Source organism: Achromobacter sp. (assembly GCF_050285565.1).
Classification (GTDB): Bacteria; Pseudomonadota; Gammaproteobacteria; order Burkholderiales; family Burkholderiaceae_B; genus Achromobacter.
On record NZ_JBLZXG010000014.1, the window covers coordinates 1 to 25,827 of the forward strand.

A 25,827-nucleotide genomic window follows, 5' to 3' on the forward strand; every position below is an offset into this window, starting at 1 on the left:
ATGTTGTAGTGCAGCATGAAGCGGTCGCGGTACTCGCCCATGAGCGCGTCGATGATCTGCTCGTCCTGCTTGGTGCCCAGCGTGGCCACGACCAGCGCCTGGGTTTCGCCACGGGTGAACAGGGCGCTGCCGTGCGCGCGCGGCAGCACGCCCAGGCGCACGCTGATGGGACGCACGGTGCGGGTGTCGCGGCCGTCGATGCGCGGTTCGCCGTTCAGGATCTGGCCGCGGACGATGGCCGATTCCAGCGAGAACAGGATGTTGTCGACCGTGACGGCGTCCGGCGCCGGCTCGCCCTTTTCGGCGGCGGCGGCGTTCAGCTTGGCCGACACATCGGCGTAGACTTCGCGCAGCTTGGTGGTGCGGGCCTGCTTTTCACGGATCTGGTAGGCGGCGTTCAGGCCTTCCTGGGCGGCCGCGGTGACGGCGGCGATCAGGGCCTCGTCCTTGGCGGGCGGCTGCCAGTCCCAATCGGGCTTGCCGGCGTCCTTGACCAGTTCGTGGATGGCGTTGATGACGGCCTGCATCTGCTCGTGGCCGTAGACCACGCCGCCCAGCATGATTTCCTCGGACAGCTGATCGGCTTCCGATTCCACCATCAGCACGGCGTTCTCGGTGCCGGCCACCACCAGGTCCAGCTTCGAGGACTTGAGCTGCGAAGCGGTCGGGTTGATGGCGTACTGGCCGTCGATGTAGCCCACGCGGGCGGCGCCGATCGGGCCGTTGAAGGGGATGCCCGAGATGGCCAGCGCGGCCGACGCGCCGATCATGGCGGGAATGTCGGGATCGATTTCAGGATTGACCGACAGCGTGTGGATGACCACCTGGACTTCGTTGTAGAAGTCTTCGGGGAACAGCGGACGCAGGGGACGGTCGATCAGGCGCGAGGTCAGCGTTTCCTTTTCGGACGGCTTGCCTTCGCGTTTGAAGAAACCACCGGGGATGCGGCCGGCGGCGTAGGTCTTTTCGATGTAGTCGACGGTCAGCGGGAAGAACGTCTGACCCGGCTTGGCCTTCTTGGCAGCCACGACGGTGGCCAGGACGACGGTGTCCTCGATCGACACCACAACGGCGCCGGAGGCCTGGCGAGCGATCTCGCCAGTTTCCAGGACGACCGTGTGCTGGCCGTACTGGAACGATTTTGTCACTTTATTGAACATGACGATTATTCCTTACAAATGAAAAACCGTGGCCGTCGCGACATGCGTCGCACCGACCACGGTTGCGTCATGGGGAGCCAGCCCCGTCGATCACTTGCGCAGACCGAGTTTTTCGATCAGTGCGCGGTACGAATCGGGATTGCGGCCCTTGAGATAGTCGAGCAGCTTGCGGCGACGGCTGACCATGCGCAGCAGACCACGGCGCGAGTGATGGTCCTTCATGTGTTCTTTGAAGTGACCGGTCAGTTCGTTGATACGGGCGGTGAGCAGAGCCACCTGGACTTCGGGGGAACCGGTATCGCCTTGAGCGCGTTGGAACTGCGCAACGATATCGGATTTCTTGATGTCAGCTACAGACATGGATGACCTCTTCGGACATGCGACAGGGCCGAGGCGCCCTGACGTGGTTTGGAAAAAAATCGCGGCCGGCGACAAGCGTTGTTGCATTCTCACTGCTGCTTCGGGTCTAAGCTGGAAATGCCGGAAAAACAAGGCAAAGCGCCCTGTTTGCATCCTGTCCAGCCCGGCCCCGTTGCCGGCGCAAAGCATCTTGCAAAATCAATACACTTGATAAAGCCTGGCGATTATAGCTGATTCGCTAGAATTACCCCAGCGACGCTATCGGCCCACCGCCGGATGTCGCGCCGCCGCTCGCGCGGGAGGCAACAGGAGCCATAACATGTCAAATTATTACAGACTCGCCCGCACCACCCTGGCCGCCGCCGCCCTCGCCGGCCTGGCCGCCTGTGCCAATCTTGCCCAGGTCGCCCCCGGCACCCCGCTGACCGACGTCCAGGCCCGGTTCGGCCGCCCCAATTTCGAATGCCCGCAGGCCAATGGCGGCCGCCGCGTCATCTGGACGCAACAGCCCATGGGTCAATACGCTTGGGGCGCCAACGTCGGCGCCGACGGCCGCGTCGACCGTGTCATGCCGCTGCTGACCGACGCCCACTTCAAGGTGCTGGAACAGGGTCAGTGGGGCCCGGACCGCGTTCGTTGCGAGTTCGGCCCGCCCGCCCGCATCGAGGAAGCCGGCCTGGGCGAAAAGCGCGAGGTCGTGTGGTCGTACCGCTACAAGGAAAACGGCGTCTGGAATTCGCTGATGTACGTCTACATGGGCCGCGACGGCAATTCGCTGACCCACTTCCATCCCGGCCCGGATCCGATGTACGACGACGACCGTTTCATGTGGCGTTGATTCCACCACGAAAAAAAACCGCCTTCATCAGGCGGGTTTTTCTTTTGCCGGACGGCGCGCTCAGGACGACTGGCCGCGGCGCTCCTGCTGCAGCCGGCGGGCGCGGTTCCAGCGCCAGGCCCAGATGACCCAGCCCGAAAAGCCGTACAGCACGAACAGGCCGAACAGCACCACCGGGGGATCGCTGGAGACGAACACGAACACCGCCACCACCAGCAGGATGCCCCAGAACGGCACGCTGCGGCCCAGGGCGAAACTCTTGCCGCTGAAGAACGGCGCGTTGGACACCATGGTGATGCCGGCGTACATGGTCAGCGTGAACGCGACCCAGGCCATCACGCTGTCGTGGATCGGCAGCTTGTTGTCGACGGCCAGCCACACGAAACCGGCCACCAATGCGGCGGCCGCCGGGCTCGGCAGGCCCTGGAAATAGCGCTTGTCGACCACCGCGATATTGGTATTGAAGCGCGCCAGGCGCAGCGCGGCCCCGGCCACGTAGACGAACGCCGCCAGCCAGCCCCAGCGGCCCAGGTCGTTCAGGATCCATTCGTACATCACCAGCGCTGGCGCCACGCCGAACGAGGTCATGTCGGACAGCGAATCGTATTGCTCGCCGAAGGCCGATTGGGTGTTGGTCAGGCGGGCCACCCGGCCGTCCATGCCGTCCAGCACCATGGCCACGAAAATGGCGATGGCGGCGACCTCGAAGCGGTTGTTCATGGCCTGCACCACGGCATAGAACCCCGCGAACAACGCCGCGGTGGTGAATGCGTTGGGCAGCAGGTAGATGCTTCGGTGGCGGTTCTCGGAATCGCGCATGGAAAAATTGGGCATGATCTCAATTACTTACGACAGACATTGAAAGGTTAACTCATCTAGCCCCACAACGGGCCGCAGCAAGGGCCATGCCCGCCGCGATCCGGCCCCGCCGGCGCGCAAAGCCCGCCCGCGATCCCCGTGGCGCGCCCGCCTTCGCGCACTTTCCGCGCAAATAAAAACGGCATGCCCTCGCCAGGCATGCCGCTTTCGGCCGGCGCGCGCGGGGCGCAAACCCCGCGCGGACCCGGAATCGAAACCCGGAATCAGTTCTTGGACTTGTCCACCAGCTTGTTGGCGGCGATCCAGGGCATCATGGCGCGCAGCTTGCCGCCCACCACTTCGATCTGCGATTCCGCGTTGATGCGGCGGCGCGAGGTCAGCGTCGGGGCGCCGGCGGCGTTTTCCAGGATGAACTTCTTGGCGTATTCGCCGGTCTGGATGTCCGTCAGGCACTGGCGCATGGCCTTGCGGGTTTCGTCCGTGACGATCTTCGGACCCGTTTCGTACTCGCCGAATTCGGCGTTGTTCGAAATCGAGTAGTTCATGTTGGCGATGCCGCCTTCGTAGATCAGGTCGACGATCAGCTTCAGTTCGTGCAGGCACTCGAAGTACGCCATTTCGGGCGCGTAGCCGGCTTCCACCAGCGTGTCGAAACCGGCCTTGATCAGTTCGACGGTGCCGCCGCACAGCACGGCCTGTTCGCCGAACAGGTCGGTTTCGGTTTCTTCGCGGAAGTTGGTTTCGATGATGCCGGCACGGCCGCCGCCGTTGGCGCTGGCGTACGACAGGGCCACGTCACGCGCGGCGCCCGACTTGTCCTGGTAGACCGCGACCAGGTGGGGCACGCCGCCGCCCTGCTTGTAGGTGTTGCGCACCGTGTGGCCGGGGGCCTTCGGGGCGATCATGATGACGTCGATGTCTTCACGCGGCACGACCTGGCCGTAGTGGACGTTGAAGCCGTGGGCGAAGGCCAGGGCGGCGCCAGCCTTGATGTTGGCGTGCACTTCCTTGTTGTAGACCGAGGCGATGTTCTCGTCGGGCAGCAGCATCATGACGATGTCGGCGGCCTTGACGGCTTCCGCCACTTCCTTGACTTGCAGGCCGGCGTTGGCGGCCTTGTCCCACGACGCGCCACCCTTGCGCAGGCCGACGATGACCTTCACGCCCGAGTCATTCAGGTTCTGGGCGTGGGCATGGCCTTGCGAACCGTAGCCGATGATGGCGACGGTCTTGCCTTTGATGAGGGAGAGATCGCAGTCTTTGTCGTAGAAAACTTTCATGGGGTGCTCCAGATATCTTGGATTATTCGTGGGTTCGTATGTAGGGTGCGGCTTGGCCTGGAAGGCCGGTCAAATCTTCAGGATCCGTTCACCGCGGCCGATGCCGGACACGCCGGTGCGCACGGTTTCCAGAATGGCACTGCGGTCCAGGGCCTCCAGGAAGGCCTGTACTTTTTCCTGCACCCCGGTCAGTTCGATGGTGTAGGACTTGTCGGTGACGTCGATGATGCGGCCGCGGAAGATGTCCGCCATGCGCTTCATTTCCTCGCGTTCCTTGCCGACGGCGCGCACCTTCACGAGCATCAGCTCGCGCTCGATGTGGGCGCCTTCGGTCAGGTCCACCACCTTCACGACATCGACCAGGCGGTTCAAATGCTTGGTGATCTGTTCGATGACCTCGTCCGAACCGGTCGTGACGATGGTCATGCGCGACAGCGTGGAATCCTCGGTGGGCGCCACGGTCAGGGTTTCGATGTTGTAGCCCCGCGCGGAAAACAGGCCCACCACGCGCGACAGCGCGCCGGGTTCGTTTTCGAGGAGGACGGAAATCACGTGCTTCATTGCGGGGCCTCCTTACAGGTCTTCAGAGCCGAGCAGCATTTCGGTCAGCCCGCGGCCGGCCTTGACCATCGGCCACACGTTTTCGGTGCGGTCGGTGATGAAGTCCAGGAAGACCAGGCGCTCCTTGTGCTTGCCAAACGCTTCGCGCAGCGCCGGCTCGACGTCGGCCGGGCGCTCGATGCGCAGGCCCACGTGGCCGTAGGCCTCGGCCACCTTGACGAAGTCGGGCAGCGAATCCATGTACGACTCGGAATAGCGCGAGCCGTAGTCGATCTGCTGCCACTGCCGCACCATGCCCAGGAAGCGGTTGTTCAGGCAGACGATCTTGGGCGTCAGGCGGTATTGCGCGCAGGTCGACAGTTCCTGGATGTTCATCTGGATCGAGGCCTCGCCGGTGATCACGGCGATGTCATGACCCGGATTGGCCATCTGCACGCCCATGGCGTACGGCAGGCCCACGCCCATGGTGCCCAGGCCGCCGGAGTTGATCCAGCGGCGCGGCTTGTCGAACTTGTAGTACTGCGCGGCCCACATCTGGTGCTGGCCCACGTCGGAGGTGACGAAGGCGTCGCCGCCGGTCACTTCCCAGAGCTTTTCCACCACGAACTGCGGCTTGATGACCTCGTCCGAATTGGCGAACTTGAGGCATTCCTTGCCGCGCCAGACTTCGACCTGTTCCCACCACTTGGCGATGGAGGCCGGCTTGTGCTCGGCCGAGGCCGCCTCGTACTGCGCGCTCAGGTCGGCCAGCACATCCTTGACGTTGCCGACGATCGGCACGTCCACGCGCACGCGCTTGGAGATCGACGAGGGGTCGATATCGATATGGATGATCTTGCGGGCGTTCTGGGCGAAGTGCTTGGGGTTGCCGATCACGCGGTCGTCGAAACGGGCGCCGATGGCGAGCAGCACGTCGCAGTGCTGCATCGCCATGTTGGCCTCGTAGGTGCCGTGCATGCCGGGCATGCCGACGAACTGGCCGCTGCTGGCGGGAAAGCCACCCAGGCCCATCAGGGTGCTGGTGCAGGGCGCGCCCAGTTGCGAGACGAGCTTGTTCAGCTCGGGCGCGGCGTTCGACAGGATGACCCCGCCGCCGGTGTAGATCATGGGCCGCTCTGCGGCCAGCAGCATCTGCACGGCTTTCTTGATCTGCCCCTGGTGGCCCTTGTTGACGGGCGCGTAGGAACGCATCGAGATCTCGCCCTTGGGCGGCGTGTATTTGCACTGTGCGACGGTGATGTCCTTGGGGATATCCACCAGCACCGGGCCGGGACGGCCGGTGCGCGCGATGTAAAACGCGCGGCGCATGGTTTCGGCCAGGTCCTTGACGTCGCGCACCAGGAAGTTGTGCTTGACGCAGGGACGCGTGATGCCGACGGTGTCGCACTCCTGGAAGGCGTCCTCGCCGATGGCCGCAGTGGGCACCTGCCCGCTGATGATGACCATGGGGATGGAGTCCATGTAGGCGGTGGCGATGCCAGTGACGGCATTGGTCACGCCCGGACCGCTGGTCACGATGCAGACGCCGACCTTCTGCGACGAGCGCGAATAGGCATCGGCCGCGTGCACGGCGGCTTGCTCGTGACGAACCAGGATATGCTGGAATTTGTCCTGCTTGAAAATCGCGTCGTAGATGTAGAGCACCGCGCCGCCAGGGTAGCCGAAAACGTGTTCCACGCCTTCATCGGCCAGGCAGCGCACGACGATATCGGCGCCATTCATTTCCATGTTGTCATTCCTTTCAAAACCGGCCCTGCAACCCTGACTGCTGCGCGCCCGGATACGGCGGCAACGGAACCCATGCCGGCTACGGCAACATGATCCGGCGCTTAGCGGCTCACGGAGCCACGCCACCCGGACACCCTGCCGACCCGGCATACGTTCGACAGAACGCAGTGCAAACGCCCCTGGGGGACGCTGGAGGTCGAAATGGAAGCCTTGGCAACACACGCTTGTGGCGCGGCCAACGGCAAATATGTCTGCTGCAAGATGGCTGGGAGGTGACCCTGGCCATCCGCCTCATCGCGCCGGTTTCGGATAGGCAGACCGGCGCAAGTGGAGCAATTTACCGCGTTGCGGCAAACGTAGCAAATCGAGGTTTCGCGGACGTTGCACGGAAGTCGCGCCGCCCCATCCGGGAAAGTTCGGTAACCATCTGGCCCCTAAAACGCGGGCGGCCTCTCTATACTTGACGCGTCACCCGGAACCGAGTCCCGCCGCCCATGGATCTGCGCATTGCCAGCATTCGCCGCTTCCTCTACAGCCACTACTTCTTCGGCGGAGTGCGCCAGGGGGTCGGCATGCTGTTGCCGGTGCTGGTGCTGGGCGGGCTGTTCGGCCACTACACCACCGGCCTGGTGGCCACCTTCGGGGCGCAGTGCCTGGCCATCATCGACCAGCCCGGCGGGCCGCAGCGGCACCGCACCAACGAGATGCTGGGCGGCGCCGCGCTGGGCACGCTGACCGTCGTCATCACCGGCCTGGCCTCGACCCATCCCGTGCTGATCTGGCTGGTGGTCATCGCCCAGTGCTTCATCTATTCCATGTTCACGGTGTTCGGCAAGCGCGGCGGCCTGATCGGCTTTGCCGGCCTGCTGCTGATGACGCTGACCATGCATTCGCCGCTGGAACCGCACGAGGTGCTGGCGCACGCCGCGGCCACGCTGGGCGGGGCGCTGTTCTACGTGGCGTTCAGCCTGGGGTTCTCGCGCCTGTTCTGGCTGCGCGAGGAGCAGCAGGCGATGTCGGTGGCGCTGTTCGCCACCGCCGACTACGTCGCCGCGCGCGCCGCCTTCTACGACGAGACCGCCGACCTGGACGAGGCCTACCGCAACCTGATCCAGCGCCAGTCGGTCATGACCGAAAAGCACCAGGCCGCGCGCGACATGGTGCTGCGCGCCCTGCCGCGCGGCAAGGGACTGGGCGACCGCCAGCGCGTGATGATCTGGAACATGTTCGTCGACATGCTGCAACTGCTGGACACGCTGGTGGCCACCCACACCGACTACGCCGCGCTGCGGCGCGCGCTGGCCGGCAACGACTGCCTGATGTTCATGCGCGATGCGCTGGTGAAGATGTCGCTGGAGCTGAACCGCATCGCGCTGGACGTGTCGCGCGGCCGCAAGGTGCAGTACCGCAGCAGCGCCAAGGCCGAACTGCGCGCCATCGAATACGAGATCGAACAGCTCAAGCAGCAGGGCCTGGGCGAGCGCGAGCCCGAGATGCTGGCGCTGATCGTGCAGGTGCTGCGCCGGCTGCGCAACTCGGCCCGCATCGTCGACCGCCTGGCCGACCATACCGCCGCCTCGCCGGATGCCAAGCCCACCGACGTGCTGCGCATCAACAAATCGCTGACGCGCTTCATCTCGCGCCAAGAATTCCGCGTCGGCCTGTTGACCAGCAACCTGCGGCTGGATTCGCCGCACTTTCGCTACGCGCTGCGCGTGACGGCAGCGGCGGCCATCGCCATGACGCTGGCCAGCCAATGGCTGTCGCCAGCCTTTTCGGCGCACAACTACTGGATCATGCTGACCATCGTCATCATCATGAAACCGGGCTTCGCGCTGACCCGCCAGCGCAACGGCTGGCGCCTGATGGGCACGCTGATCGGCTGCATCTGCGCGCTGCTGCTGTTCAACGTCACCGACCGGCCCGCCATCCTGTTCGCGGTGCTGCTGGGCGCCTGCATCATGGGCAACAGCATGGTGCAGCTGAACTACATGGCCAGCGCCATCTTCAACACGCTGTTCGTGGTGCTGGTGTTCCACTTCGTCTCGCCCGGCACGGTGTCGATGTCGGTGATCGGCGAGCGCGCCATCGACACGCTGATCGGCTGCGCCCTGGCGCTGGTGTGCAGCTACATCCTGCCGTGGTGGGAGGCGCGCTATCTCAAGCCGCTGGCGGCGGCCGCCACCCGCGCCAACCGCGAATACCTGATGGCCGGCATGCGCTACGTGGATGCGATGCAGGCGCACGGCGCGCCGGTGGGCGCGGCCGCCGACGCCCTGCCCGCCGTCACCGACGCCGACCTGGCCTGGCGCCTGGCGCGCAAGAACGTGCACATCGCCTTCAGCAATTTCGCCGAAGCCTTCTATCGCATGATGAGCGAGCCCAAGTCGCACCAGGTCAGCGTGCCTGAACTGAACAACCTGCTGATCCAGAACCACGTGCTGGCCTCGCAGATCACCGCGGCCATTCCGATCCTGGCCGCCCTGCCGGCCACGCCCGAGGCGGTGCAGCGCGCGCTGGCCGGCATGGTCGACCTGCTGGACGAGGCCCGCGCGCAGGCGCCCGCCGACCTGCCCACCCAGTTCGACACCGCAGGCGAGCAGGCGGCGCTGGTGTACCCGGTCAAGCAGATGCTCAAGGCCGCGCACATGATCCGCCAGGAACTGCTGGCGCTGGCCGATCCGCAGCACGCCCCGCCGGTGGCGGCGCCGGCCTGAAGCGCCCGACGCCGCTTATCGGCGATAAAAAGCCGGCCCTCACGGAGCCGGCTTTTTATTGCAGACCTGCCGATGGTTCAGAGCTTGCGGCGGAACACCAGCTTGTCCTCGGTCGAGGCCGAGGCGTCGTACTTGTAGCCTTCCAGGTCGAAGCCGTGCAGGCCTTCCGGCTTGGCCACCTTGTGCAGAATGGCGTAGCGCGCCATCAGGCCGCGCGCGCGCTTGGCGTGGAAGCTGATGATCTTCCAGGCCCCGTTCTTCCAGTCCTGGAACACGCACTGCACCACGCGCGCCTTGAGCGCCTTGAGGTCGACCGACTTGAAATACTCTTCGGAGGCCAGGTTGACGATGACCGGCGCCTTCTGCCCGGCCTGGCGTTCGTTCAGGTAGTCGGCGATGGCGCTGCCCCAGTATTCGTACAGGTTCTTGCCCTTGGGCGTTTCCAGGCGCGTGCCCATTTCCAGGCGGTAAGGCTGCATCAGGTCGAGCGGCCGCAGCACGCCGTACAGGCCGCTGAGGATGGCCACGTGTTCCTGCGCCCAGTCGAGCTGCTTGGCCGACAGGGTCGAGGCCTCCAGGCCTTCGTACACGTCGCCATTGAAGGCCAGCACGGCCTGGCGCGAATTGGCCTGCGTGAAGGTGCGCTTCCAGTGCGCGTAGCGCTGCACGTTGAGCTCGGACAGGGCCGGGCTCAGGCTCATCAGTTCGGCAATGTCGTCGGCCGTCTTGGTCTTCAGGACCTTGATCAGGCCGGCTGCCTGATCGACGAACAGCGGCTGGGTGTGCGTCTCGATGTGCACGGGCGAGTCGTAGTCCAGCTTCTTGGCGGGGGAAAGCAGAAACAGCATGCGGAGGTTCCTTTGATCAGCGCGCCGTCCAGCCGCCATCGACGGAGACGGTGGTGCCGGTGATTTGCGCGGCGGCGTCGGACGCCAGGAAAACGGCGGTGCTGCCCAGTTGCTCGGGCGTGACGAATTGCAGCGACGGCTGCTTCTCGCTGAGCAGTTCGCGCGCGGCGGTTTCCTGGTCGACGCCGTTCTTTTCGGCCAGCGCCGAGATCTGCTTTTCGACCAGCGGGGTGCGCACCCAGCCCGGGCAGATGGCGTTGGCGGTGATGCCCTGGCCGGCGGTTTCCAGCGCGGTCACCTTGGTGAAGCCGACCACGCCGTGCTTGGCGGCAACGTAGGCCGACTTGTTGGCCGAGGCCACCAGGCCGTGCGCCGAAGCGATGTTGATGATGCGGCCGAAGCCCTGCTTCTTCATGTGCGGCAGCGCGGCGGCGGTGCCGTGGAACACGGCCGACAGGTTCAGCGCCAGGATCGCGTCCCATTTTTCGGTGGGAAAGTCCTCGATCAGGGCGGTGTGCTGGATGCCGGCGTTGTTGACCAGGATGTCGATGCGGCCCATCTGCCGCACCGCGCTGTCGATCAGGCCGCGCACGGCGTCACCCTTGGACAGGTCGGCGCCGTCGTACAGCACCTTGACGCCATGCTGGGCGGCCAGCCCGGCGCGCACCTTTTCGATCTCGGCGGCGTCGCCGAAACCGTTCAGGACGATATCGGCGCCCTGCGCGGCCAGCGCGGTGGCGATACCCAGGCCGATCCCGCTGGTGGAACCGGTGACGACTGCGACTTTTCCTTTGAGCATGAATGTTCTCCTGTGGCGGGGCGCGGAATGCGGGCTGAAAAACAGCGTCAAGTGTAGCCGCCCGGCAAGCCGCCCATCATGCCATGCCCCCATGCAACGCGGGGTCAAGAACGGGGCGAAACGGGTGAAGAATCCGTCCGCGATGCCGGGGCCGCCCGCGATGCCGCATCAGGCGCTGCGGGCGCGCCGCTTGCGGCCGGCGGCAGTGGCGGCAGTTCCGCCATGCCGCCCAGGCGTTCGGGGATGCGTTCGAGCAGCTTGATCAGGATCGGCACCACGCCCATCGACACCGCCACCACCACGGCCAGCACGTCGCGCTGGCCCAGGTTCACCAGGTGGTTGTCCCAGGCTTCGTTGAAGATCGCGAAGCTGAATTCTCCACCCTGCGCAAGCACCATGGCGAACAGCAGGCGGTGGTAACGCGGCAGGCCGAGCAAGCGGGCAAAGCCGTACAGCACCGCCGTCTTGATCACCAGCAAGGCGGTCACGCCCGCCACAATGAACGCCCAGTGTTCCGCGACCACGTGCAGGTTGACGGACATGCCGATGGCCACGAAGAACAGGCCCAGCAACAGGCCCTTGAAGGGCTCGATGGCGTCTTCCAGTTCATTGCGGTAGCGCGATTCGGCCATCAGCACGCCCACCAGGAAGCCGCCCAGGCCGGCCGACAGGCCAGCGTAGTCGAACAATTGGGCGGTTCCCACCACCATCAGCAGCGCCGCCGCCGTGAACAGCTCTTTCAATTGCGCCTTGGCGGCCCAGCCCAGCAGGCGCAGCCGGTAGGCCACGGCCACCACCGCCACCGCGATCAACGCCTCCTTGAAGGAAGGCGCCGAGGCCCCGCCCGAGCCCAACAGCCCGGCCGCCACCAGCATCGGAATCGCCGCCATGTCCTGGAACAGCAGCACGCCCAGCGCCGAGCGCCCCATCGGCGTGCGGGTCAGGCCGCGCTCTTCCAGCAGGCGCAGGGCCACTGCCGTCGACGACAGCGCCAGCGACAGCCCGCACAATACCGCCGCCTGCCATTCCATCCCCGCCATGTGGCGCAAGGCCGCCCCGAACACCAGCCCCAGCAGCAGGCCGCAGGCCAGCATCTGCGACGCTCCCAGGGTGAAGACCTCATGGCGCATGGCCCACAGGCGCCGGGGCGCCAGCTCCAGTCCGATGATGAACAACATCATCACCACGCCCCATTGCGACACGCTGACCATGTCGTTCACGTCCGTCACCAGCTTCAGGCCCGACGGCCCCACCAGCACACCGGCCACCAGGTAGCCCGGGATCGCGCCCAGCCCCAGCCGCTGGGTCAGCGGCACGCACAGCACGGCAGCGAGCAACAGAATGAGGATCAGGTTCATGGGCGCGGGCGCGGCGGATCGGAACCATCCGATTCTGCGCAAGGATGGCCCGCCTGGGAAGCGGATGAAACCCGCTGTAGCCCTCGATCTCCAGGGACTTTACACAAAACTTTTTTTTGCTGTAGAATTGCGGGCTTCGCTGCTCCGACAACGCAGATTCTTCCGACCAGGGATCTGATTGTGGAAAACCAGGAACCGCTGCTGGACTACCCCCGGCACCGGCCACTGGAATTTCACCGTTACGGAATCCAGCCACGGAGAGGTGGCAGAGTGGTCGAATGTACCTGACTCGAAATCAGGCGTACGGTATCCCCGTACCGTGGGTTCGAATCCCACCCTCTCCGCCAGTATTCAAAAAGGCCAATCCCCCGGGGTTGGCCTTTTTCTTTGCGTTCATCTCCATCTCTTTGCGTCGTTCCTCCCCGGTTGCCGCCTACCCCTCGGCCACGATCCTGGCCTGCCGGATGATCTCGGCGTATTTGCGCTGCTCGTCACGCATGAAGTCGGCGAACCGCCGCGCGCTGCCGCCGCCATCCTCAGCCCCCACCTGCGCCAGCTTTTCCTGCACATCGGCCATGGCCAACACGCGGTCGATGTCCCGGTTCATGCGCGCAACCATGTCCGCCGGCATGTTGGCCGGCCCAACCATGCCAAACCAGATGCTGGCCTCGAAGCCCGGGTAGCCCTGCTCGGCCACCGTCGGCACGCCGGGATGACTTGGAGAGCGCTGCCGCAGGGTCTGCGCCAGCGCCAGCACCTTGCCGGACTGAATCAGCGGCGTGGCCGTGGTCATGCCCTCGAAGCAGTACTGCACGTGACCGCCCAGCAGGTCGTTCATCAGCGGCGCCGAGCCCTTGTAGGGCACGTGCAGCACGTCGATGCCGGCACGCGCCTTGAATATCTCCAGCGCCAGGTGCTGGGCCGAGCCGCTGCCGGCCGAGCCGAAGATGATCTTGCCCGGCTGGGCGCGGCACCGCGCCACCAGTTCGGGCAGGGTTCTGGCCGGCTGCGCCGCGCCGCCGATCAGCAGCGTGGGCGTCTTGCCCACCAGCGCGATGGGCGAGAAATCGCGCTCGGCCGAATAGGCCAGTTTGGGTTGCAGGCCCGGCGCGATGCCATGGCTGTTGACGTGCGCCATCAACAAGGTGTTGCCGTCGCCCGGCTGGCGCGCCACCTGCTCGGCGGCGATGATGCCGGCGGCGCCGGCGCGGTTCTCGACGATCACCGGGATATTCCACATCACCCCCAGCTTCTGGCCCAGCAGGCGCGCCAGCACATCGGTGCCGCCGCCCGCCGGAAAGCCGACCACGATCTTGACCGGCCCGGGCGGCAGATCCTGCGCCCGGGCCAACGGCAGCACGAGCGCCGCCCCCAGCGCGGCGGCGCCGGTAATGAAATCCCTACGTTGCATGCATGTCTCCTCGCGCGCCGGGTTCGTGCCCGGCGACTGTTTGGTAAGCCTTGCCCGCCGCCACCGCCTGCCGGCCGCGCGGGCCGGCCGGCGGCGCGGCGTCCCGCGATGCGGCTCAGGCGGCGGGCGCCGCCAGCCGGTGGGCCAGTTGGGCCGACTGCGCGGCGTTCAACGCCACCAGCGGCGGCCGCACCGTGGCCCAGACCGGATCGTTGCGCCGCTGCGCGATGGCGGCCTTCATCGCCGGGATCATCGGATAAGACTGGAAGATGGCGCGGGTCTCGTTCAGGGCGCGCTGCCGCGCCTCGGCGCCGGCCTGGCGCCAAGAGCGGTACAGCGCGACGATGGGGGCGGCATTGACGTTGCCGGTCGCGGTGATGCACCCCGCGCCGCCGGCCCGCAGCGTCTCCAGCAACACGGTCTCGGTGCCGGCAAACACGTCGAAGCCGCGCGGCTGGAAATCGCGCAGCAGGGCCGCGGTGTTGTCCCAATCGCCCGAGCTGTCCTTGATGCCGGCGACGATACCGGGAAATTCCCCCAACAGCCGGTCGATCAGGCCCAGGCTGATGGGCACTCCCGACACCGGCGGGATGTGATACAGGTAGATGCGCAGGCGCGCGTCGGCCACGCGCTCGATCACGTGGGCGAACGCCCGGAACAACCCTTCGTCACTGACACCCTTGTAGTAGAACGGCGGCAGCATCAGCACCCCACCGCAGCCGGCGCTGACGGCATGGCGGGTCAGCTCCACGGCATCCGGCAGCGCGCAGGCGCCGGTGCCCGGCATCATGCGCGCGGCCGGCAGGCCGGCCTCCAGCAGGGCGTCCAGCAATTGGCGCTTTTCCGCCACACTGAGCGAATTGGCCTCGGAATTGGTGCCGAAGATCGCCAGGCCCGCGCCCTGCTCCAGCAGCGCGCGGCAATGCCCGACAAAGCGCGGCACGCTGGGCGACAGGTCCGCGTTGAAAGGCGTGAGGACCGGGGAATAGACGCCTTGCGGCCGGTCCGCGGCGGGTATGTTCATGAAGACTCTCCTGTCAGCGGCCGACGCGGGTCCACTTGCCGTAGCGCTCGACCATCCGTTCATCGAAACCGAATCCCAATCCGGGCTCCTGGTGCAGCACCACGCGGCCTTGTTTGTGGGCCAGTTGGCGATCCACCAGTTTGCGGAAGTTCAGGACCTGGTCGTCCCAGAAAAACTCGACATAGCGCGCATTGGGCGTGGCGGCCACCAGCGGCGCGTGCACGTCGTGAAACCAGTGCGGGCACACCACCACGCCATAGCTGGCGGCGGTGGCGGCGATGCGCTTCCATTCGGTGATGCCGCCGCACACCGCGGCGTCGGTCTGCAGGATGCCGGCCGCGCCCTTGTCCAGCAGCTCCTTGTGATACCAGCGGCCATAGCCGATCTCGGCGGTGGCGATGGGCAGGTGCGTCAGGCGCGCCAGCCTGGCGTGGCTGTCGATGTCGTCGGGGCCGAACGGCTCCTCGATGAAGTACGGCTCGTACGGCTCGAAGCGGCGGATGTACTGCATGGCCTGGGTCACGTCCTGCCAGGCGTTGTTGCAGTCCATCATCAGTTCCACGTCGGGGCCGATGGCCTCGCGCGCCGCCTTCAGGCGCGCCTCTTCCTGGCGCGGCGACAGGCGGCCGGTCTTCATCTTGACGGCGCCAAAGCCCTTGGCGACGTAGCTGGCCATTTCCTCGCCCAGGTGCTGCGGCGTCTTGCCTTCGAGGTAGTAGCCGCCGCTGGCGTAGGCCGGCACCGACTCCAGCTCGACCGCGCCGAGGAACTTGTGCAGCGGCAGCCCCGCCGTCTTGGCGTTTAGGTCCCACAGTGCGATGTCGAGCGCGCTGAGGGCGCGCATCACGGTGCCCTGGCGCCCCTGCAGCAGGGCTTCCTGGTACATCGCCCGCCACAGTCCTTCGACCGCGTGCGAGTCCTTGCCCAGCAGCACCGGGGCCAGCAGGCTCTGCACCGCGGCCTCGAAGATCGCGCCGCCGGCACTGCCGACATAGCAGAAGCCGATGCCTTGCACGCCGTCGGCGCTGCGAACCTTCACCAGCCCGTAGTGGCGGGTGGAGACCGTGCGGTTCGAAAACGAGGTGACCTTGTCCAAGGGCACCGCGGCGGCGCAAACGTCGATGGATTCAATAATGGGCACGGCTGGCTCCTGATAAGGGGAATAGTGCGGGTTGCGCTGCCGGCGCGCCTTGCGCCGGCGCAATGCTCAAGTGCATTCTTGCCGCCCACAAAGAAACAAACAATTATCTTGAGCCATATTTAGAATACGAAAAAAACGTCTTTTTGGAGCGTTCGCCGATGGATTCGCGATTCCTGCAAACCTATGTGCATGTGGTGGAACTCGGTTCCATCGCGCAGGCCGCGCGCCATCAGGGGTTGACGCCGGCCACGGTGCAGCAGCGGCTGCGCGCGCTGGAGGCCGAGATGGGCAGCGCGCTGATCGCGCGCTCGGGCCGCACGGTCAAGCCGACCGCCGCCGGCACGCGCATCCTGGAACGGGCCCGCAACCTGCTGCGCGATCTGCGCGACCTGCGCTCGGCGGCCACCGAATCCGACCTGCCGGCCGGCCCGCTGCGCCTGGGCGCCACGCCCACCGCGCTCACCGGCATCATGCCGCCGGTGCTACGCACCTGGGCGGCGCGCCATCCTCACATCGAGATCTATATCGAGCCCGCGCCCACCACCCTGCTCTACAGCAAGGTGCTGGCGGGCGAACTGGACGGCGCGCTGCTGGTGCATCCGCTGTTCGCCATTCCCAAATCCTGCGTCTGGCGCGACCTGCGGCGCGAGCCGCTGGTGCTGGTGACACCGGTCGACATGGCGGTGCGCGATCCGCTCGCGGTGATTGCGCGCGAACCTTACATCCGCTATGACCGCAGCGTGGTGGGCGGCCGCATGGCCGACGATTACCTGCGCGCCCGCGACCTGCGCCCGCAGGTGCGCTTCGAACTGGACGGGATCGACTCGATCGCCAAGCTGGTGTCCGAGGGCCTGGGCGTGGCGTTGCTGCCAGACTGGGCGACCACCGGCGCATCGGCGCCGGTCAAGCGCTGGCCGCTGCCGGCGCCCTGTCCGGTGCGCACGGTGGGCGCGATCTGGCCGCGTTCCGGCGTGCGGGCCGAGCTGATGCGGGTATTCGTGGAACTGGCGGAGAATCAGGCGGTGGCGCGCTGAAGGCCGGGCGGCGCCTACGCCGCCACGCCGTCCAGCAGTTGGCCATCGCGCGCCACCACCGTACCGCCGGAGATCACCAGGCGGCGCGGCGCGCGCTGCGCCACGGCTTCGGCCACGCCACTGGCCGCCACCAGCACCAGGTCGGCGCGGGCCCCGGGCACCAGCCCGTAATCCGCAAAGCCACAGGCGCGCGCCGCGGCCGCGCTGACACAATCGAAGGCCCAGGCGACCTCATCATCGCGACGCAGGTCGTTGCGCAGGCCGATCATCATGGCGCGCGCCAGCATGTCGGGACTGCCATAAGGGGTCCAGGTATCGCGGATGCCGTCGTTGCCGCCGAACAGCGTCACGCCGGCCTCGCGACAGGCGCGCAGCGCCGGCACCGGCCGCGAGGGCGGCGCGGTGGTCAGCAGCGCCACATCCAGCGCGGCCAGGCGCTGGAGCAGGCCGTCCAGCCGCCTGGCGTCCACGCCCCCCAGGCAGAAGGCGTGGCTGATGACGACACGGCCGCGCAGGTCCAGCGCCTGCACCCGATCCAGGATCAGATCAAGCGAGAACGCCCCCAGCTCGCCGGGTTCGTGCAGATGGATATCGATGGGTTTGCCGTGCTTGTCGGCCAGACCGAACAGCAGGTCGAGCGATTGGGCCGGATCGCGGTCGATGGCGCAGGGGTCCAGCCCGCCGAGCACGTCGGCGCCTTGCCCCAGAGCCTGATCCAACAGCGCGGCGGTGCCTGGCCGCACCAGCAGGCCCGACTGCGGAAAAGCAACGGTCTGGATCTCGACCCGTCCGGCCAGCGCGGCGCGGGTGCGATGCACGCCCTCCAGGTGGCGCAGGCCGGCGTCGGTGTCGACGTCGACATGGCTGCGGATGCGCGTGGCGCCTTCCCGCAGAAAGGCCAGCGCCAGCGCGCGTGAATGGCTGGCCGCATCATGGCCGCTGGCGGCGCGCCAGGCGCGTTCGTTGTCGATGCGATCGGTCAGCGCCGGCCCTACCTGGTTCACGTACCAGGGCGAACCCCAGGTGGTTTTGTCCAGGTGAGTGTGCCCTTCCACCAGGCCGGGCAACAACAGCGCCCCGGCACCGGACTCGCGCGCAACGCCGGCGGGCGCCGGCAGGTCGGGCCCGATGCGTTCGATACGCCCGTGGGAAATCAACACGTCGACCGCCGCGCCATCGGGCAATCGAACGTTGTTTAACAACATGTCGGTCATGGCAGCATCCTGGGACCCGCGAACGCCTGCCCGCGGGCCGCGCGGCATCAGACTTGCCGGGGCGGTTCGATCCAGAAGAAGCGCTGGCCCTGGCGCAGCATGTCCGCCACGCCTTCGGCGCCCAGGCGATAGTCGGTGCCCATCAGCGTGGCGCCGCCGTCGTCGTGGATGTGGATGACGGCCAGCGGGTCATTGGCCATGGTGTACCAGTAGTAACCGGGCTTGAGATCGTGCAGGTCAGTATTCATGCTCCGAGTATACAAACATCTCCCGGGACGTATTCAAAAAGACACACTAATAACCCTTTGCCTGACACGACGAGTGCGACGCGTCATACTGTTTCATGCGAGGTTTCCGAAAGCCCGCCATGTTGGCACGCGTCGACTCGGCCGCAACACAATTGCCCTGCAAGCGTCGAACGTGAGGGGAACGGCACAGGTATGAAAAGGCAAGCACTCCAATTCAGCGAGCCGCTCAAGCAAGCCATCCTGGATGGTTATAAGGTGCAAACCCGGCGCATCGTCAAACCGCAGCCCACCAAACCGACGACCGCCTGGTACGCCGATGCGGCGGATTCCGGCAAATGGGTGGCCATGGGGCCGGTGCGGGAAGGCTCCAGCGAGCTGCGCAAGACCTCACCCTGGGTCATCTGTCCCTATGGCAGGTCCGGCGAGAGCATCACCCTCGAAGACGAATCCGGCAAACCGTTCGCCACTGCCGTGGTGGTCGGCGTGCGCATCCAGCGCCTGCAGAAGCTGTCGGATGCCGACGCCCGCGCCGAAGGCACGCAGGCGCTTTACCAGTCTTCGGCGCTGTTGCCCGGCGTTCCTCTGCAAACGGCTTTTGCCCTGACCTGGTGCGAACGCTACGGCGCGCACGCCTGGGCCGCCAATCCCTGGGTATGGGTGGTCGAATTCCGCTGCCTGCAGCCGGACGAAACCTAGCGGCCACCGCCCGCTGACGCAGGCATACCGGTGTTGTTGGAACGCCAATGGGGCCGGATGATCGTGACTACGTGTAACCCCGCGCTGGCGCGTCACGGCCGGCGTCTCCATTTCAGTCGATTTCAGCCAAGGGTTTACCAGAGTGAAGGTACCCCTGCGGCGCCGCAGCATGGCCGCCGGCCAGGGCCGGGCGACCGTTGCGGATTGTCGCTATTGCGCGCCGCCGGGTTACCCACGTCCCGCCGAAAAGACCGAAAATAGGCCCAACGAATACTCAACTTTGCTGCGTCACGCAGCAGGCAGGTGCAACATGAAAAAATGGCTAATCGCAGGGGCAGGCGTCGCGGGTCTGCTGATCTCCAGCGTGGCGTTGGCCCGGGTGGATGTCGGCATCTCGATCGGCGTGCCCGGGGTGGTCTACCCGGCGCCGGTCTATGCCCCGCCCGCGCCTGTCTATGTGGCACCGGCGCCCGTCTACGCGCCCCCGCCGCCGGTCTACTACCGCCCCGCGCCGGTCTATGTCGCGCCCCCGGTGGTGTATCCGGCCCCGGTCTATATCCGTGGCGGCGGCTACTGGGGTCCGCGCGGCCACTGGCACGGTCCCGATCGCGGCTACTACCATGGCCGCGGCGGCTGGCACCGTTGATTCCCGCCGGCCGCGCGTGCCGGCGCCCGCAAAAAGTAAAGGCCACTCTTGCGAGTGGCCTTTTTTCTGCGGGGCAATTTCCGGTACCCCACGGAGCACGGGTCAGGCCGCGGCAGCCTGCGCCGGTTTGTCCACCGTGACGGCGGGCGCTTGCTGCGGCATCGGGGCGGGCTTGCCTGCGGCCCAACGCGGTGCTTCCTGAACGAGGTCGATCCAGCGGCGCGGCGCGCTGGACGCCCGCCACCAACCATTATGCGGACGCATGGGCAAACTCCGGTTCACCGTTGAAACGAACGCCGTTTATTTCTTCGAACAACTGTCGGCTTTCCTCTTCAGCTTCGTGCAAGCTGGTGAACGCAGGCTGGCCCGGCACGGTCCAGCATTTTTCCGGTGCGGTTCCGCCAACCCGGCGGGTCCATATCTGCACGCGGTAGCCCTGATCGTCATCTTGAGCCACAGAGCATCTCACACGAAAATCTCCAATCATTCTTGAAGTCATGGACAACTCCTTGTTATATATGTGAATGAGGCGTGTAGAACGCAGGTGTATTGTGCCGAACTATCCGGCCCTTTTATTGAAAATACACAATTGCTCACATCAAAATCAAGTGCTCACGTCGCCAACATAATCCACCGAGACGACAAAAATATGTCTCGATCATAAATAGGCAGGCCTTTCCGACCCATCCGCCATGTGGCCGACTTGCGCTGCCCAGCAAGCGGCGTGCCCAAGACGGCGGAAAATAAAAAACGGAGCCTGCGGGCTCCGTTTTTATTTTCAGACCACTCAAGCGGGCGTCACGGCTTCAATACCGTCAGGCCGCCCATGTACGGTTGCAATACCTCGGGAACCAGGATGCTGCCGTCGGCCTGCTGGTGGTTTTCCAGCACCGCCACCAGGGTGCGGCCCACGGCCAGGCCGGAACCGTTCAGCGTATGCACGTATTCCGGCTTGCCCTGGGCGTTGCGGAAACGCGCCTGCATGCGGCGGGCCTGGAAGGTTTCGCAGTTGGATACCGACGAAATTTCGCGCCAGGTATTCTGCGCCGGCAGCCACACTTCCAGGTCGTAGGTCTTGGCCGAGCCAAAACCCATGTCGCCGGTACACAGCAGCACGACGCGGTACGGCAACTTCAGCAGTTGCAGCACGCGCTCGGCGTGGCCGACCATTTCTTCCAGCGCCTCGTAGGATTGATCGGGCTGGGTGATCTGCACCATCTCGACCTTGTCGAACTGGTGCTGGCGGATCATGCCGCGGGTGTCGCGGCCGCCGCTACCGGCCTCGGAACGGAAGCACGGGGTGTGGGCGGTGAGCTTGAGCGGCAGGTCGGCGGCGGCCTGGATGGTGTCGCGGGCCACGCTGGTCAGCGTGATTTCCGAGGTGGAAATCAGGTATTGGTCTTCGCGCACGAATGGCTTGCCGTGCTCATCGACCTTGGGATCGTCATCGCCGCCGCCCTTGGAGACGGCGAACATGTCGTCCTTGAACTTGGGCAGTTGGCCGGTGCCGTAGAGCGTCGAGGCATTGACGATGTACGGGGTGTAGCACTCGGTATAGCCGTGCGTGCCGGTCTGCAGATCCAGCATGAACTGCGCCAGCGCGCGGTGCAGGCGGGCGATGGGGCCGCGCATGAAGGAAAAGCGCGCGCCCGACAGCTTGGCGGCCATGTCGAAGTCCAGGCCCAGCGGTTCGCCCAGCGCGACGTGGTCGCGCGCTTCGAACGGCAGCGCCGGCGGATTGCCGTCGGCGCCGGCGGCGGCAGGCAGCCAGCGGCGCACCTCGACGTTGTCGTCGGCGGATTCGCCCAGCGGCACGCTGGCGTGCGGCAGGTTCGGCACCGACATCAGCAGTTCGTTGAGCGGCTGCTGCAACGCGGCCAGCTCTTCTTCCAGTTGCTTCAGGCGCTCGGGCACGGCCTTTGATTCGGCCATGACTGCCATCAAGGCTTCCGAGTCCTCGCCCTTGGCCTTGAGTTGACCGATCTGCTTGGCCAGCGCATTGCGGCGGGCTTGCAGGGATTCGGTTTCGGTCTGGACCGCCTTGCGGCGAGACTCCAGCTCGTTGAACCGTTCCGTGTCGAAGGACACGCCACGGCTCTTGAGGCGGTCGACGACGGTTTGCAGGTCTTTGCGCAGCAGTATCGGGTCTAGCATGGTGATGTCGGTGAGATTGCGGGAAGCAACGGGCGGCGCCCGTTACCGTTTCTTGGCGCGTTCCTGCGCGTCCAGCTCGCGCAGGAATGCCAACTTCTGCTGGATTTTAGCCTCCAGGCCGCGATCAGTCGGGCGGTAGAAGGAAGGCTTGAGTCCATCGGGGAAATATTGCTCGTCCGCGGCGTAGCCGTGCGGCTCGTCGTGGGCGTAGCGGTAGGCCTTGCCGTGCCCCAGTTGCTTCATCAACTTGGTGGGCGCGTTGCGCAAGTGAATGGGTACCGGCGCGCTGCCGTGTTCGGCGGCGAACTTGCGCGCCTGGTTGTAGGCGTTGTAGACGGCGTTGGACTTGGCCGCGCACGCCATGTAGACCACCGCCTGGGCCAGCGCCAGCTCGCCCTCGGGCGAGCCGAGCCGCTCGTAGATGTCGGCGCCGTTGACGGCCAGGTCGGTGGCGCGCGGGTCGGCCAGGCCGATGTCCTCGACCGCCATGCGCACCAGCCGGCGCGCCAGGTACTTGGGATCGGCGCCGCCGTCGATCATGCGGCAGAACCAATACAGCGCGGCGTCGGGATTGGAGCCGCGCACCGATTTGTGCAAGGCGCTGATCTGGTCGTAGAAGGCGTCGCCGCCCTTGTCGAAGCGCCGCAGATTCTGCGACAGCGAGATCTCGAGCCAAGCCGCGTCCACGGTATCGCGGCCGGCGGCCTGGGCCGATTCGGCCACCACCTCGACCGCGCTGATCAGGCGGCGCGCGTCGCCGTCGGCCCAGGCGGCCAACTGCTCGCGCGCGTCGGCGTCGATGAGGATGCGCGCGCCCTCCTCGTGGCCGTCGTTGAACGCCGCGATGGCACGGTCGACCAACTGCTGCAATTCCTCGGGCGTGAGCGATTGCAGCACGTAGACGCGGGCGCGCGACAGCAGCGCCGAATTGACCTCGAACGACGGGTTCTCGGTGGTAGCGCCGATGAAGGTGAACAGCCCGCTTTCGACGTAGGGCAGAAAGGCGTCCTGCTGCGCCTTGTTGAAGCGGTGCACCTCGTCGACGAACAGGATGGTGCGGCGGCCCTGGCCCTGCGCCACCTGCGCCACGGTCACGGCGTCGCGGATGTCCTTGACCCCGCCCAGCACGGCGGAAATGGCGATGAACTGGGCGTCGAAACCGTCGGCCATGAGGCGCGCCAGCGTGGTCTTGCCCACGCCCGGCGGGCCCCAGAAGATCATGGAGTGCGGACGGCCCGACTCGAACGCGACGCGCAGCGGCTTGTCCGGCCCCAGCAGGTGCGACTGGCCGACGACATCGGCCAGCGTGCGCGGACGCAGGCGCTCGGCCAGGGGCACGTAAGGCCGATGGGCGGGATCGGCCGCGAAGAGATCGTTGCTCATTGGCAGCAGATGAGGGAAGACGGCAAGGAAATCAAGCCAGTATTACAACATGTCCGGCCGCCCTTCGCCCCCGGCGGCCGGGCCGGGAACCGGCGTGCCGCGCCCTGCGCGGCGGGGCCGCGGGAAACGGCCGCTTCAGGCCAGTTCCGGCGCGGCGAAACGGCGGTTGGCCAGCACCGGCAGCACCTTGCGCGCATGCGCCAGGCGCTCGGGGTCGATGTCGGCGAACACCAGCGCCGGCGCCTCGCCGGCCTGGGCCGTGACCACGCCCAGCGGGTCGACCACCATGCTGCAGCCGATATTGCGCTCGCCGCACTCGCCGGTGGCGGCGACGTAGCAAGTGTTTTCCAACGCGCGCGCCGTCACCAGCACCTCCCAGTGCTTTTCTTTCAACGGGCCGCGCACCCAGGCCGCCGGCAGCGCCAGCAGGTCGGCGCCGTCCAGCGCCAGGCGCCGGGCCAGCTCGGGGAAGCGCACGTCGTAGCAGGTCATCAGGCCGACCTTCAAACCGCCGATCTCCAGCAGCGGCGGAATATCGTTGCCGGCCGTGACGTTGGTCGATTCCTTCATGGTGAAGGCGTCGTACAGGTGCAGCTTGCGGTACTGCGACACGATGCGGCCATCCCGCAGCGTAACCAGCGTGTTCCAGACCCGGCCGTCGCCGGTCGGCACGTGCACGCACATCATGGTGGCCAGCGACGCGCCGCGGCTGGCTTCGAGCAGGCGCGTCATGAAGGGGCCGTCCAGCGGCTGGGCGGCCTTGAGCACGATCTGCGGGTCGGTGATGTCGCGCGCCAGGATGCCCTCGGGAAGCACCAGCAGGCCGGCGCCGCCCTCGCGGGCGCGCGTCATGAGGTCGACGCAGACCTGGGCGTTTTCTTCCCAGACGCGACTGACGGCGAACTGGCCCAAAGCGACTTTCAGCATGACTCTTCCTTGTGTGGGGGGCGGCGGACGGGCTGCGCCGCGCATTTTCCTATGGTCGCGCCAACCTGCGCCCGCTACCGACTACGGGTAACTCCCAACTGCCGCTTGTAAATTTCTTTCACGATAATGAAAAAAATAGAATTTGCCGTAAATATTTTCCAGCCACGAGCGCCCGCCATGCCCCATTCCTCGATCACCGCAGCCCCCCTGGACGTCAACGGCAAAGGCCTGGGCGCCTTTCCCGCCTCCTGTAGCAACGCCGACGTGGCGGCGCTGAACTGGAACCTGCTGGCCGAGGACGTGAGCCTGCCGGTGGCGGTGCTGAACGAGGCACGCGTGCGCCACAACCTGCAATGGATGCAGCGTTTCATGGAAGCGTACCGCGTCAAGCTGGCACCGCACGGCAAGACCACCATGAGCCCGGCGCTGTTCCAGCGCCAAATCGACAACGGCGCCTGGGGCATCACCCTGGCGACCGCGCCGCAGGTGGTGGCGGCCTACCACCACGGCATCCGCCGGGTGCTGATGGCCAACCAACTGGTCGGCCGCGCCAACATGGCGCTGATCGCCAAGTTGCTGCGCGACCCGGCGTTCACCTATTTCTGCATCGTCGATTCGGCCGCCAACGCCGCCCAACTGGGCCGCTACTTCGGCGAGCAGGGCCTGGTGCTGCCCGTGCTGATCGAACTGGGCCCGGCCGGCGGCCGCACCGGCGTGCGCGATGACGCGCAATTGCAGGCCGTGGTCGAGGAGATCGGCCGCTGGCCCGGCCTGGCGCTGGCCGGCATCGAAGTCTACGAAGGCGTGCTGCAGGAAGAAAGCGCCATCCGCGCCTTCCTGCGCCGCGCCACCGACGCCCTGCGCGGCCTGGCCAGCACCGGCCGCCTGCGCAAGAACGGCTCCGCGCTGATCTCCGGCGCCGGCTCGGCCTGGTTCGACGTGGTGGCCGAGGAATTCTCGCAACTGGACATCGGCGCGCCGCTGGAAGTCGTGCTGCGCCCGGGCTGCTACCTGTCGCACGACGTCGGTGTCTACCGCGCGGCCGCCGAGCGCATCAACGCCCACAACCCGGTGGCCCACAAGATGGAGCCGGGCCTGCAACCGGCGCTGCAGGTCTGGGCCTACGTGCAGTCGCTGCCCGAACCCGGCCGCGCCATCGTGGCCCTGGGCAAGCGCGACGCCGCCTTCGACGCCGGCCTGCCGACGCCGTCGCTGCATTACCGCCCCGGCCAGCCCGCCGCGCCCGGCGCCGCGCCGGCGCAATGGAAGCTCACCGCCATGATGGACCAGCACGCCTTCATGCAGATCGGCGAGGCCGACGACATCCAGGTCGGCGACATGATCGCTTTCGATATCTCCCACCCCTGCCTGACGTTCGACAAATGGCGCCAGGTGCTGCTGGTGGATGAGCAGTACCGCGTCATCGACGTGGCCAACACCTTCTTCTGATTCCGCCCGCGCGGCCATCCGCGCGGTTCGTA

At 66.3% G+C, this 25,827-nt stretch carries 24 protein-coding genes and 1 tRNA gene; 7 read left to right on the forward strand and 18 right to left on the reverse strand.

Going from position 1 to position 25,827, the window contains the following annotated elements; translation table 11 throughout:
- A partial coding sequence (locus ACN6O8_RS24305) for a polyribonucleotide nucleotidyltransferase (RefSeq protein ID WP_427993545.1) occupies positions 1-1,160 on the reverse strand: 1,160 nt, incomplete at its 3' end.
- Between the two features lie 90 nt (positions 1,161-1,250).
- A complete protein-coding gene (gene rpsO / locus ACN6O8_RS24310; protein WP_006223612.1) occupies positions 1,251-1,520 on the reverse strand; it encodes a 30S ribosomal protein S15 in 270 nt (89 codons plus the stop codon).
- A 319-nt stretch (positions 1,521-1,839) separates the two neighbouring features.
- Here rpsO and ACN6O8_RS24315 point away from each other — a divergent pair, with 319 nt between their 5' ends.
- On the forward strand, positions 1,840-2,358 hold the full coding sequence (locus ACN6O8_RS24315) for a hypothetical protein (protein WP_427993546.1): 519 nt from the start codon (positions 1,840-1,842) through the stop codon (positions 2,356-2,358).
- A 60-nt stretch (positions 2,359-2,418) separates the two neighbouring features.
- Here ACN6O8_RS24315 and pssA read toward each other — a convergent pair whose 3' ends face one another.
- From pssA to ACN6O8_RS24335, 4 genes are all read right to left on the reverse strand, one after another.
- On the reverse strand, positions 2,419-3,192 hold the full coding sequence (pssA, locus tag ACN6O8_RS24320; protein ID WP_006389119.1) for a CDP-diacylglycerol--serine O-phosphatidyltransferase: 774 nt from the start codon (positions 3,190-3,192) through the stop codon (positions 2,419-2,421).
- A 248-nt stretch (positions 3,193-3,440) separates the two neighbouring features.
- On the reverse strand, positions 3,441-4,457 hold the full coding sequence (gene ilvC / locus ACN6O8_RS24325) for a ketol-acid reductoisomerase (protein WP_006389118.1): 1,017 nt from the start codon (positions 4,455-4,457) through the stop codon (positions 3,441-3,443).
- A 69-nt stretch (positions 4,458-4,526) separates the two neighbouring features.
- Positions 4,527-5,018 (reverse strand): acetolactate synthase small subunit, encoded by a 492-nt coding sequence (gene ilvN, locus ACN6O8_RS24330; protein ID WP_006223608.1) that lies wholly within the window; start codon positions 5,016-5,018, stop codon positions 4,527-4,529.
- 12 nt (positions 5,019-5,030) lie between these two features.
- Complete coding sequence (locus ACN6O8_RS24335; protein WP_427993670.1) at positions 5,031-6,800, reverse strand: acetolactate synthase 3 catalytic subunit; 1,770 nt, start codon at positions 6,798-6,800, stop codon at positions 5,031-5,033.
- 440 nt (positions 6,801-7,240) lie between these two features.
- Between ACN6O8_RS24335 and ACN6O8_RS24340 the strand changes: the two genes are divergently transcribed.
- Positions 7,241-9,463: an FUSC family protein gene (locus tag ACN6O8_RS24340; protein WP_427993547.1), complete on the forward strand. Its 2,223-nt coding sequence runs from the start codon at positions 7,241-7,243 to the stop codon at positions 9,461-9,463.
- A 77-nt stretch (positions 9,464-9,540) separates the two neighbouring features.
- Here ACN6O8_RS24340 and yaaA read toward each other — a convergent pair whose 3' ends face one another.
- The 3 genes from yaaA to ACN6O8_RS24355 form a co-directional block, all read right to left on the reverse strand.
- Positions 9,541-10,311 carry a peroxide stress protein YaaA gene (gene yaaA / locus ACN6O8_RS24345; protein WP_427993548.1) on the reverse strand — a complete coding sequence of 257 codons (771 nt, stop codon included), beginning with the start codon at positions 10,309-10,311 and terminating at the stop codon, positions 9,541-9,543.
- Between the two features lie 16 nt (positions 10,312-10,327).
- Entirely contained in the window at positions 10,328-11,110 is a 783-nt protein-coding gene (locus tag ACN6O8_RS24350) for a 3-hydroxybutyrate dehydrogenase (RefSeq protein WP_427993549.1), read from the reverse strand.
- A gap of 104 nt (positions 11,111-11,214) precedes the next feature.
- The gene (locus ACN6O8_RS24355) at positions 11,215-12,468 is read right to left on the reverse strand and encodes a cation:proton antiporter (RefSeq protein ID WP_427993550.1); all 1,254 of its coding nucleotides are present in this window, start codon (positions 12,466-12,468) and stop codon (positions 11,215-11,217) included.
- Between the two features lie 256 nt (positions 12,469-12,724).
- On the opposite strand from ACN6O8_RS24355, the gene ACN6O8_RS24360 reads away from it, so the two are divergent.
- A tRNA-Ser gene (locus ACN6O8_RS24360) sits at positions 12,725-12,815 on the forward strand.
- An 86-nt stretch (positions 12,816-12,901) separates the two neighbouring features.
- On the opposite strand, the gene ACN6O8_RS24365 is transcribed toward ACN6O8_RS24360, so the two are convergent.
- The 3 genes from ACN6O8_RS24365 to ACN6O8_RS24375 all read right to left on the reverse strand — a co-directional run bounded on the left by ACN6O8_RS24365 (position 12,902) and on the right by ACN6O8_RS24375 (position 16,044).
- A complete protein-coding gene (locus ACN6O8_RS24365) occupies positions 12,902-13,879 on the reverse strand; it encodes a Bug family tripartite tricarboxylate transporter substrate binding protein (RefSeq protein WP_427993551.1) in 978 nt (325 codons plus the stop codon).
- Positions 13,880-13,994: 115 nt separating this feature from the next.
- Positions 13,995-14,903, reverse strand: a complete 909-nt coding sequence (locus tag ACN6O8_RS24370) for a dihydrodipicolinate synthase family protein (RefSeq protein WP_427993552.1) — start codon at positions 14,901-14,903, stop codon at positions 13,995-13,997.
- Positions 14,904-14,916: 13 nt separating this feature from the next.
- On the reverse strand, positions 14,917-16,044 hold the full coding sequence (locus ACN6O8_RS24375) for a mandelate racemase/muconate lactonizing enzyme family protein (protein WP_427993553.1): 1,128 nt from the start codon (positions 16,042-16,044) through the stop codon (positions 14,917-14,919).
- A 158-nt stretch (positions 16,045-16,202) separates the two neighbouring features.
- On the opposite strand from ACN6O8_RS24375, the gene ACN6O8_RS24380 reads away from it, so the two are divergent.
- Positions 16,203-17,078, forward strand: a complete 876-nt coding sequence (locus tag ACN6O8_RS24380; protein ID WP_427993554.1) for a LysR family transcriptional regulator — start codon at positions 16,203-16,205, stop codon at positions 17,076-17,078.
- A 14-nt stretch (positions 17,079-17,092) separates the two neighbouring features.
- Here the strand turns inward: ACN6O8_RS24380 and ACN6O8_RS24385 are convergent, their stop codons facing one another.
- Complete coding sequence (locus tag ACN6O8_RS24385) at positions 17,093-18,292, reverse strand: amidohydrolase family protein (protein ID WP_427993555.1); 1,200 nt, start codon at positions 18,290-18,292, stop codon at positions 17,093-17,095.
- A 47-nt stretch (positions 18,293-18,339) separates the two neighbouring features.
- Entirely contained in the window at positions 18,340-18,540 is a 201-nt protein-coding gene (locus ACN6O8_RS24390) for a hypothetical protein (RefSeq protein ID WP_427993556.1), read from the reverse strand.
- Positions 18,541-18,732: 192 nt separating this feature from the next.
- On the opposite strand from ACN6O8_RS24390, the gene ACN6O8_RS24395 reads away from it, so the two are divergent.
- Positions 18,733-19,236 carry an ASCH domain-containing protein gene (locus ACN6O8_RS24395; protein ID WP_427993557.1) on the forward strand — a complete coding sequence of 168 codons (504 nt, stop codon included), beginning with the start codon at positions 18,733-18,735 and terminating at the stop codon, positions 19,234-19,236.
- A gap of 310 nt (positions 19,237-19,546) precedes the next feature.
- Complete coding sequence (locus ACN6O8_RS24400) at positions 19,547-19,882, forward strand: virulence factor (RefSeq protein ID WP_427993558.1); 336 nt, start codon at positions 19,547-19,549, stop codon at positions 19,880-19,882.
- Positions 19,883-20,132: 250 nt separating this feature from the next.
- On the opposite strand, the gene ACN6O8_RS24405 is transcribed toward ACN6O8_RS24400, so the two are convergent.
- The 4 genes from ACN6O8_RS24405 to ACN6O8_RS24420 form a co-directional block, all read right to left on the reverse strand.
- Positions 20,133-20,381, reverse strand: a complete 249-nt coding sequence (locus ACN6O8_RS24405; protein WP_427993559.1) for a hypothetical protein — start codon at positions 20,379-20,381, stop codon at positions 20,133-20,135.
- 299 nt (positions 20,382-20,680) lie between these two features.
- A complete protein-coding gene (gene serS / locus ACN6O8_RS24410; RefSeq protein WP_427993560.1) occupies positions 20,681-22,036 on the reverse strand; it encodes a serine--tRNA ligase in 1,356 nt (451 codons plus the stop codon).
- A gap of 42 nt (positions 22,037-22,078) precedes the next feature.
- Positions 22,079-23,419 (reverse strand): replication-associated recombination protein A, encoded by a 1,341-nt coding sequence (locus tag ACN6O8_RS24415; protein ID WP_427993561.1) that lies wholly within the window; start codon positions 23,417-23,419, stop codon positions 22,079-22,081.
- Positions 23,420-23,554: 135 nt separating this feature from the next.
- A complete protein-coding gene (locus ACN6O8_RS24420; RefSeq protein ID WP_427993562.1) occupies positions 23,555-24,346 on the reverse strand; it encodes a deaminated glutathione amidase in 792 nt (263 codons plus the stop codon).
- A gap of 177 nt (positions 24,347-24,523) precedes the next feature.
- Between ACN6O8_RS24420 and ACN6O8_RS24425 the strand changes: the two genes are divergently transcribed.
- Positions 24,524-25,795, forward strand: coding sequence for an amino acid deaminase (locus ACN6O8_RS24425; protein ID WP_427993563.1), 1,272 nt, complete (start codon positions 24,524-24,526; stop codon positions 25,793-25,795).
- Positions 25,796-25,827 lie beyond the last annotated feature (32 nt).

What these genes read in the sequence shown, in the direction of transcription:
- ilvC (WP_006389118.1), bottom strand. Translation starts at nt 4,457, where the DNA reads ATGAAAGTTTTCTACGACAAAGACTGCGATCTCTCCCTCATCAAAGGC.
- ACN6O8_RS24425 (WP_427993563.1), top strand. Translation starts at nt 24,524, where the DNA reads ATGCCCCATTCCTCGATCACCGCAGCCCCCCTGGACGTCAACGGCAAA.
- serS (WP_427993560.1), bottom strand. Translation starts at nt 22,036, where the DNA reads ATGCTAGACCCGATACTGCTGCGCAAAGACCTGCAAACCGTCGTCGAC.
- ilvN (WP_006223608.1), bottom strand. Translation starts at nt 5,018, where the DNA reads ATGAAGCACGTGATTTCCGTCCTCCTCGAAAACGAACCCGGCGCGCTG.
- ACN6O8_RS24415 (WP_427993561.1), bottom strand. Translation starts at nt 23,419, where the DNA reads ATGAGCAACGATCTCTTCGCGGCCGATCCCGCCCATCGGCCTTACGTG.
- pssA (WP_006389119.1), bottom strand. Translation starts at nt 3,192, where the DNA reads ATGCCCAATTTTTCCATGCGCGATTCCGAGAACCGCCACCGAAGCATC.
- ACN6O8_RS24405 (WP_427993559.1), bottom strand. Translation starts at nt 20,381, where the DNA reads ATGACTTCAAGAATGATTGGAGATTTTCGTGTGAGATGCTCTGTGGCT.
- ACN6O8_RS24365 (WP_427993551.1), bottom strand. Translation starts at nt 13,879, where the DNA reads ATGCAACGTAGGGATTTCATTACCGGCGCCGCCGCGCTGGGGGCGGCG.
- rpsO (WP_006223612.1), bottom strand. Translation starts at nt 1,520, where the DNA reads ATGTCTGTAGCTGACATCAAGAAATCCGATATCGTTGCGCAGTTCCAA.
- yaaA (WP_427993548.1), bottom strand. Translation starts at nt 10,311, where the DNA reads ATGCTGTTTCTGCTTTCCCCCGCCAAGAAGCTGGACTACGACTCGCCC.
- ACN6O8_RS24315 (WP_427993546.1), top strand. Translation starts at nt 1,840, where the DNA reads ATGTCAAATTATTACAGACTCGCCCGCACCACCCTGGCCGCCGCCGCC.
- ACN6O8_RS24340 (WP_427993547.1), top strand. Translation starts at nt 7,241, where the DNA reads ATGGATCTGCGCATTGCCAGCATTCGCCGCTTCCTCTACAGCCACTAC.
- ACN6O8_RS24385 (WP_427993555.1), bottom strand. Translation starts at nt 18,292, where the DNA reads ATGACCGACATGTTGTTAAACAACGTTCGATTGCCCGATGGCGCGGCG.
- ACN6O8_RS24370 (WP_427993552.1), bottom strand. Translation starts at nt 14,903, where the DNA reads ATGAACATACCCGCCGCGGACCGGCCGCAAGGCGTCTATTCCCCGGTC.
- ACN6O8_RS24400 (WP_427993558.1), top strand. Translation starts at nt 19,547, where the DNA reads ATGAAAAAATGGCTAATCGCAGGGGCAGGCGTCGCGGGTCTGCTGATC.
- ACN6O8_RS24350 (WP_427993549.1), bottom strand. Translation starts at nt 11,110, where the DNA reads ATGCTCAAAGGAAAAGTCGCAGTCGTCACCGGTTCCACCAGCGGGATC.
- ACN6O8_RS24395 (WP_427993557.1), top strand. Translation starts at nt 18,733, where the DNA reads ATGAAAAGGCAAGCACTCCAATTCAGCGAGCCGCTCAAGCAAGCCATC.
- ACN6O8_RS24380 (WP_427993554.1), top strand. Translation starts at nt 16,203, where the DNA reads ATGGATTCGCGATTCCTGCAAACCTATGTGCATGTGGTGGAACTCGGT.
- ACN6O8_RS24355 (WP_427993550.1), bottom strand. Translation starts at nt 12,468, where the DNA reads ATGAACCTGATCCTCATTCTGTTGCTCGCTGCCGTGCTGTGCGTGCCG.
- ACN6O8_RS24420 (WP_427993562.1), bottom strand. Translation starts at nt 24,346, where the DNA reads ATGCTGAAAGTCGCTTTGGGCCAGTTCGCCGTCAGTCGCGTCTGGGAA.
- ACN6O8_RS24390 (WP_427993556.1), bottom strand. Translation starts at nt 18,540, where the DNA reads ATGAATACTGACCTGCACGATCTCAAGCCCGGTTACTACTGGTACACC.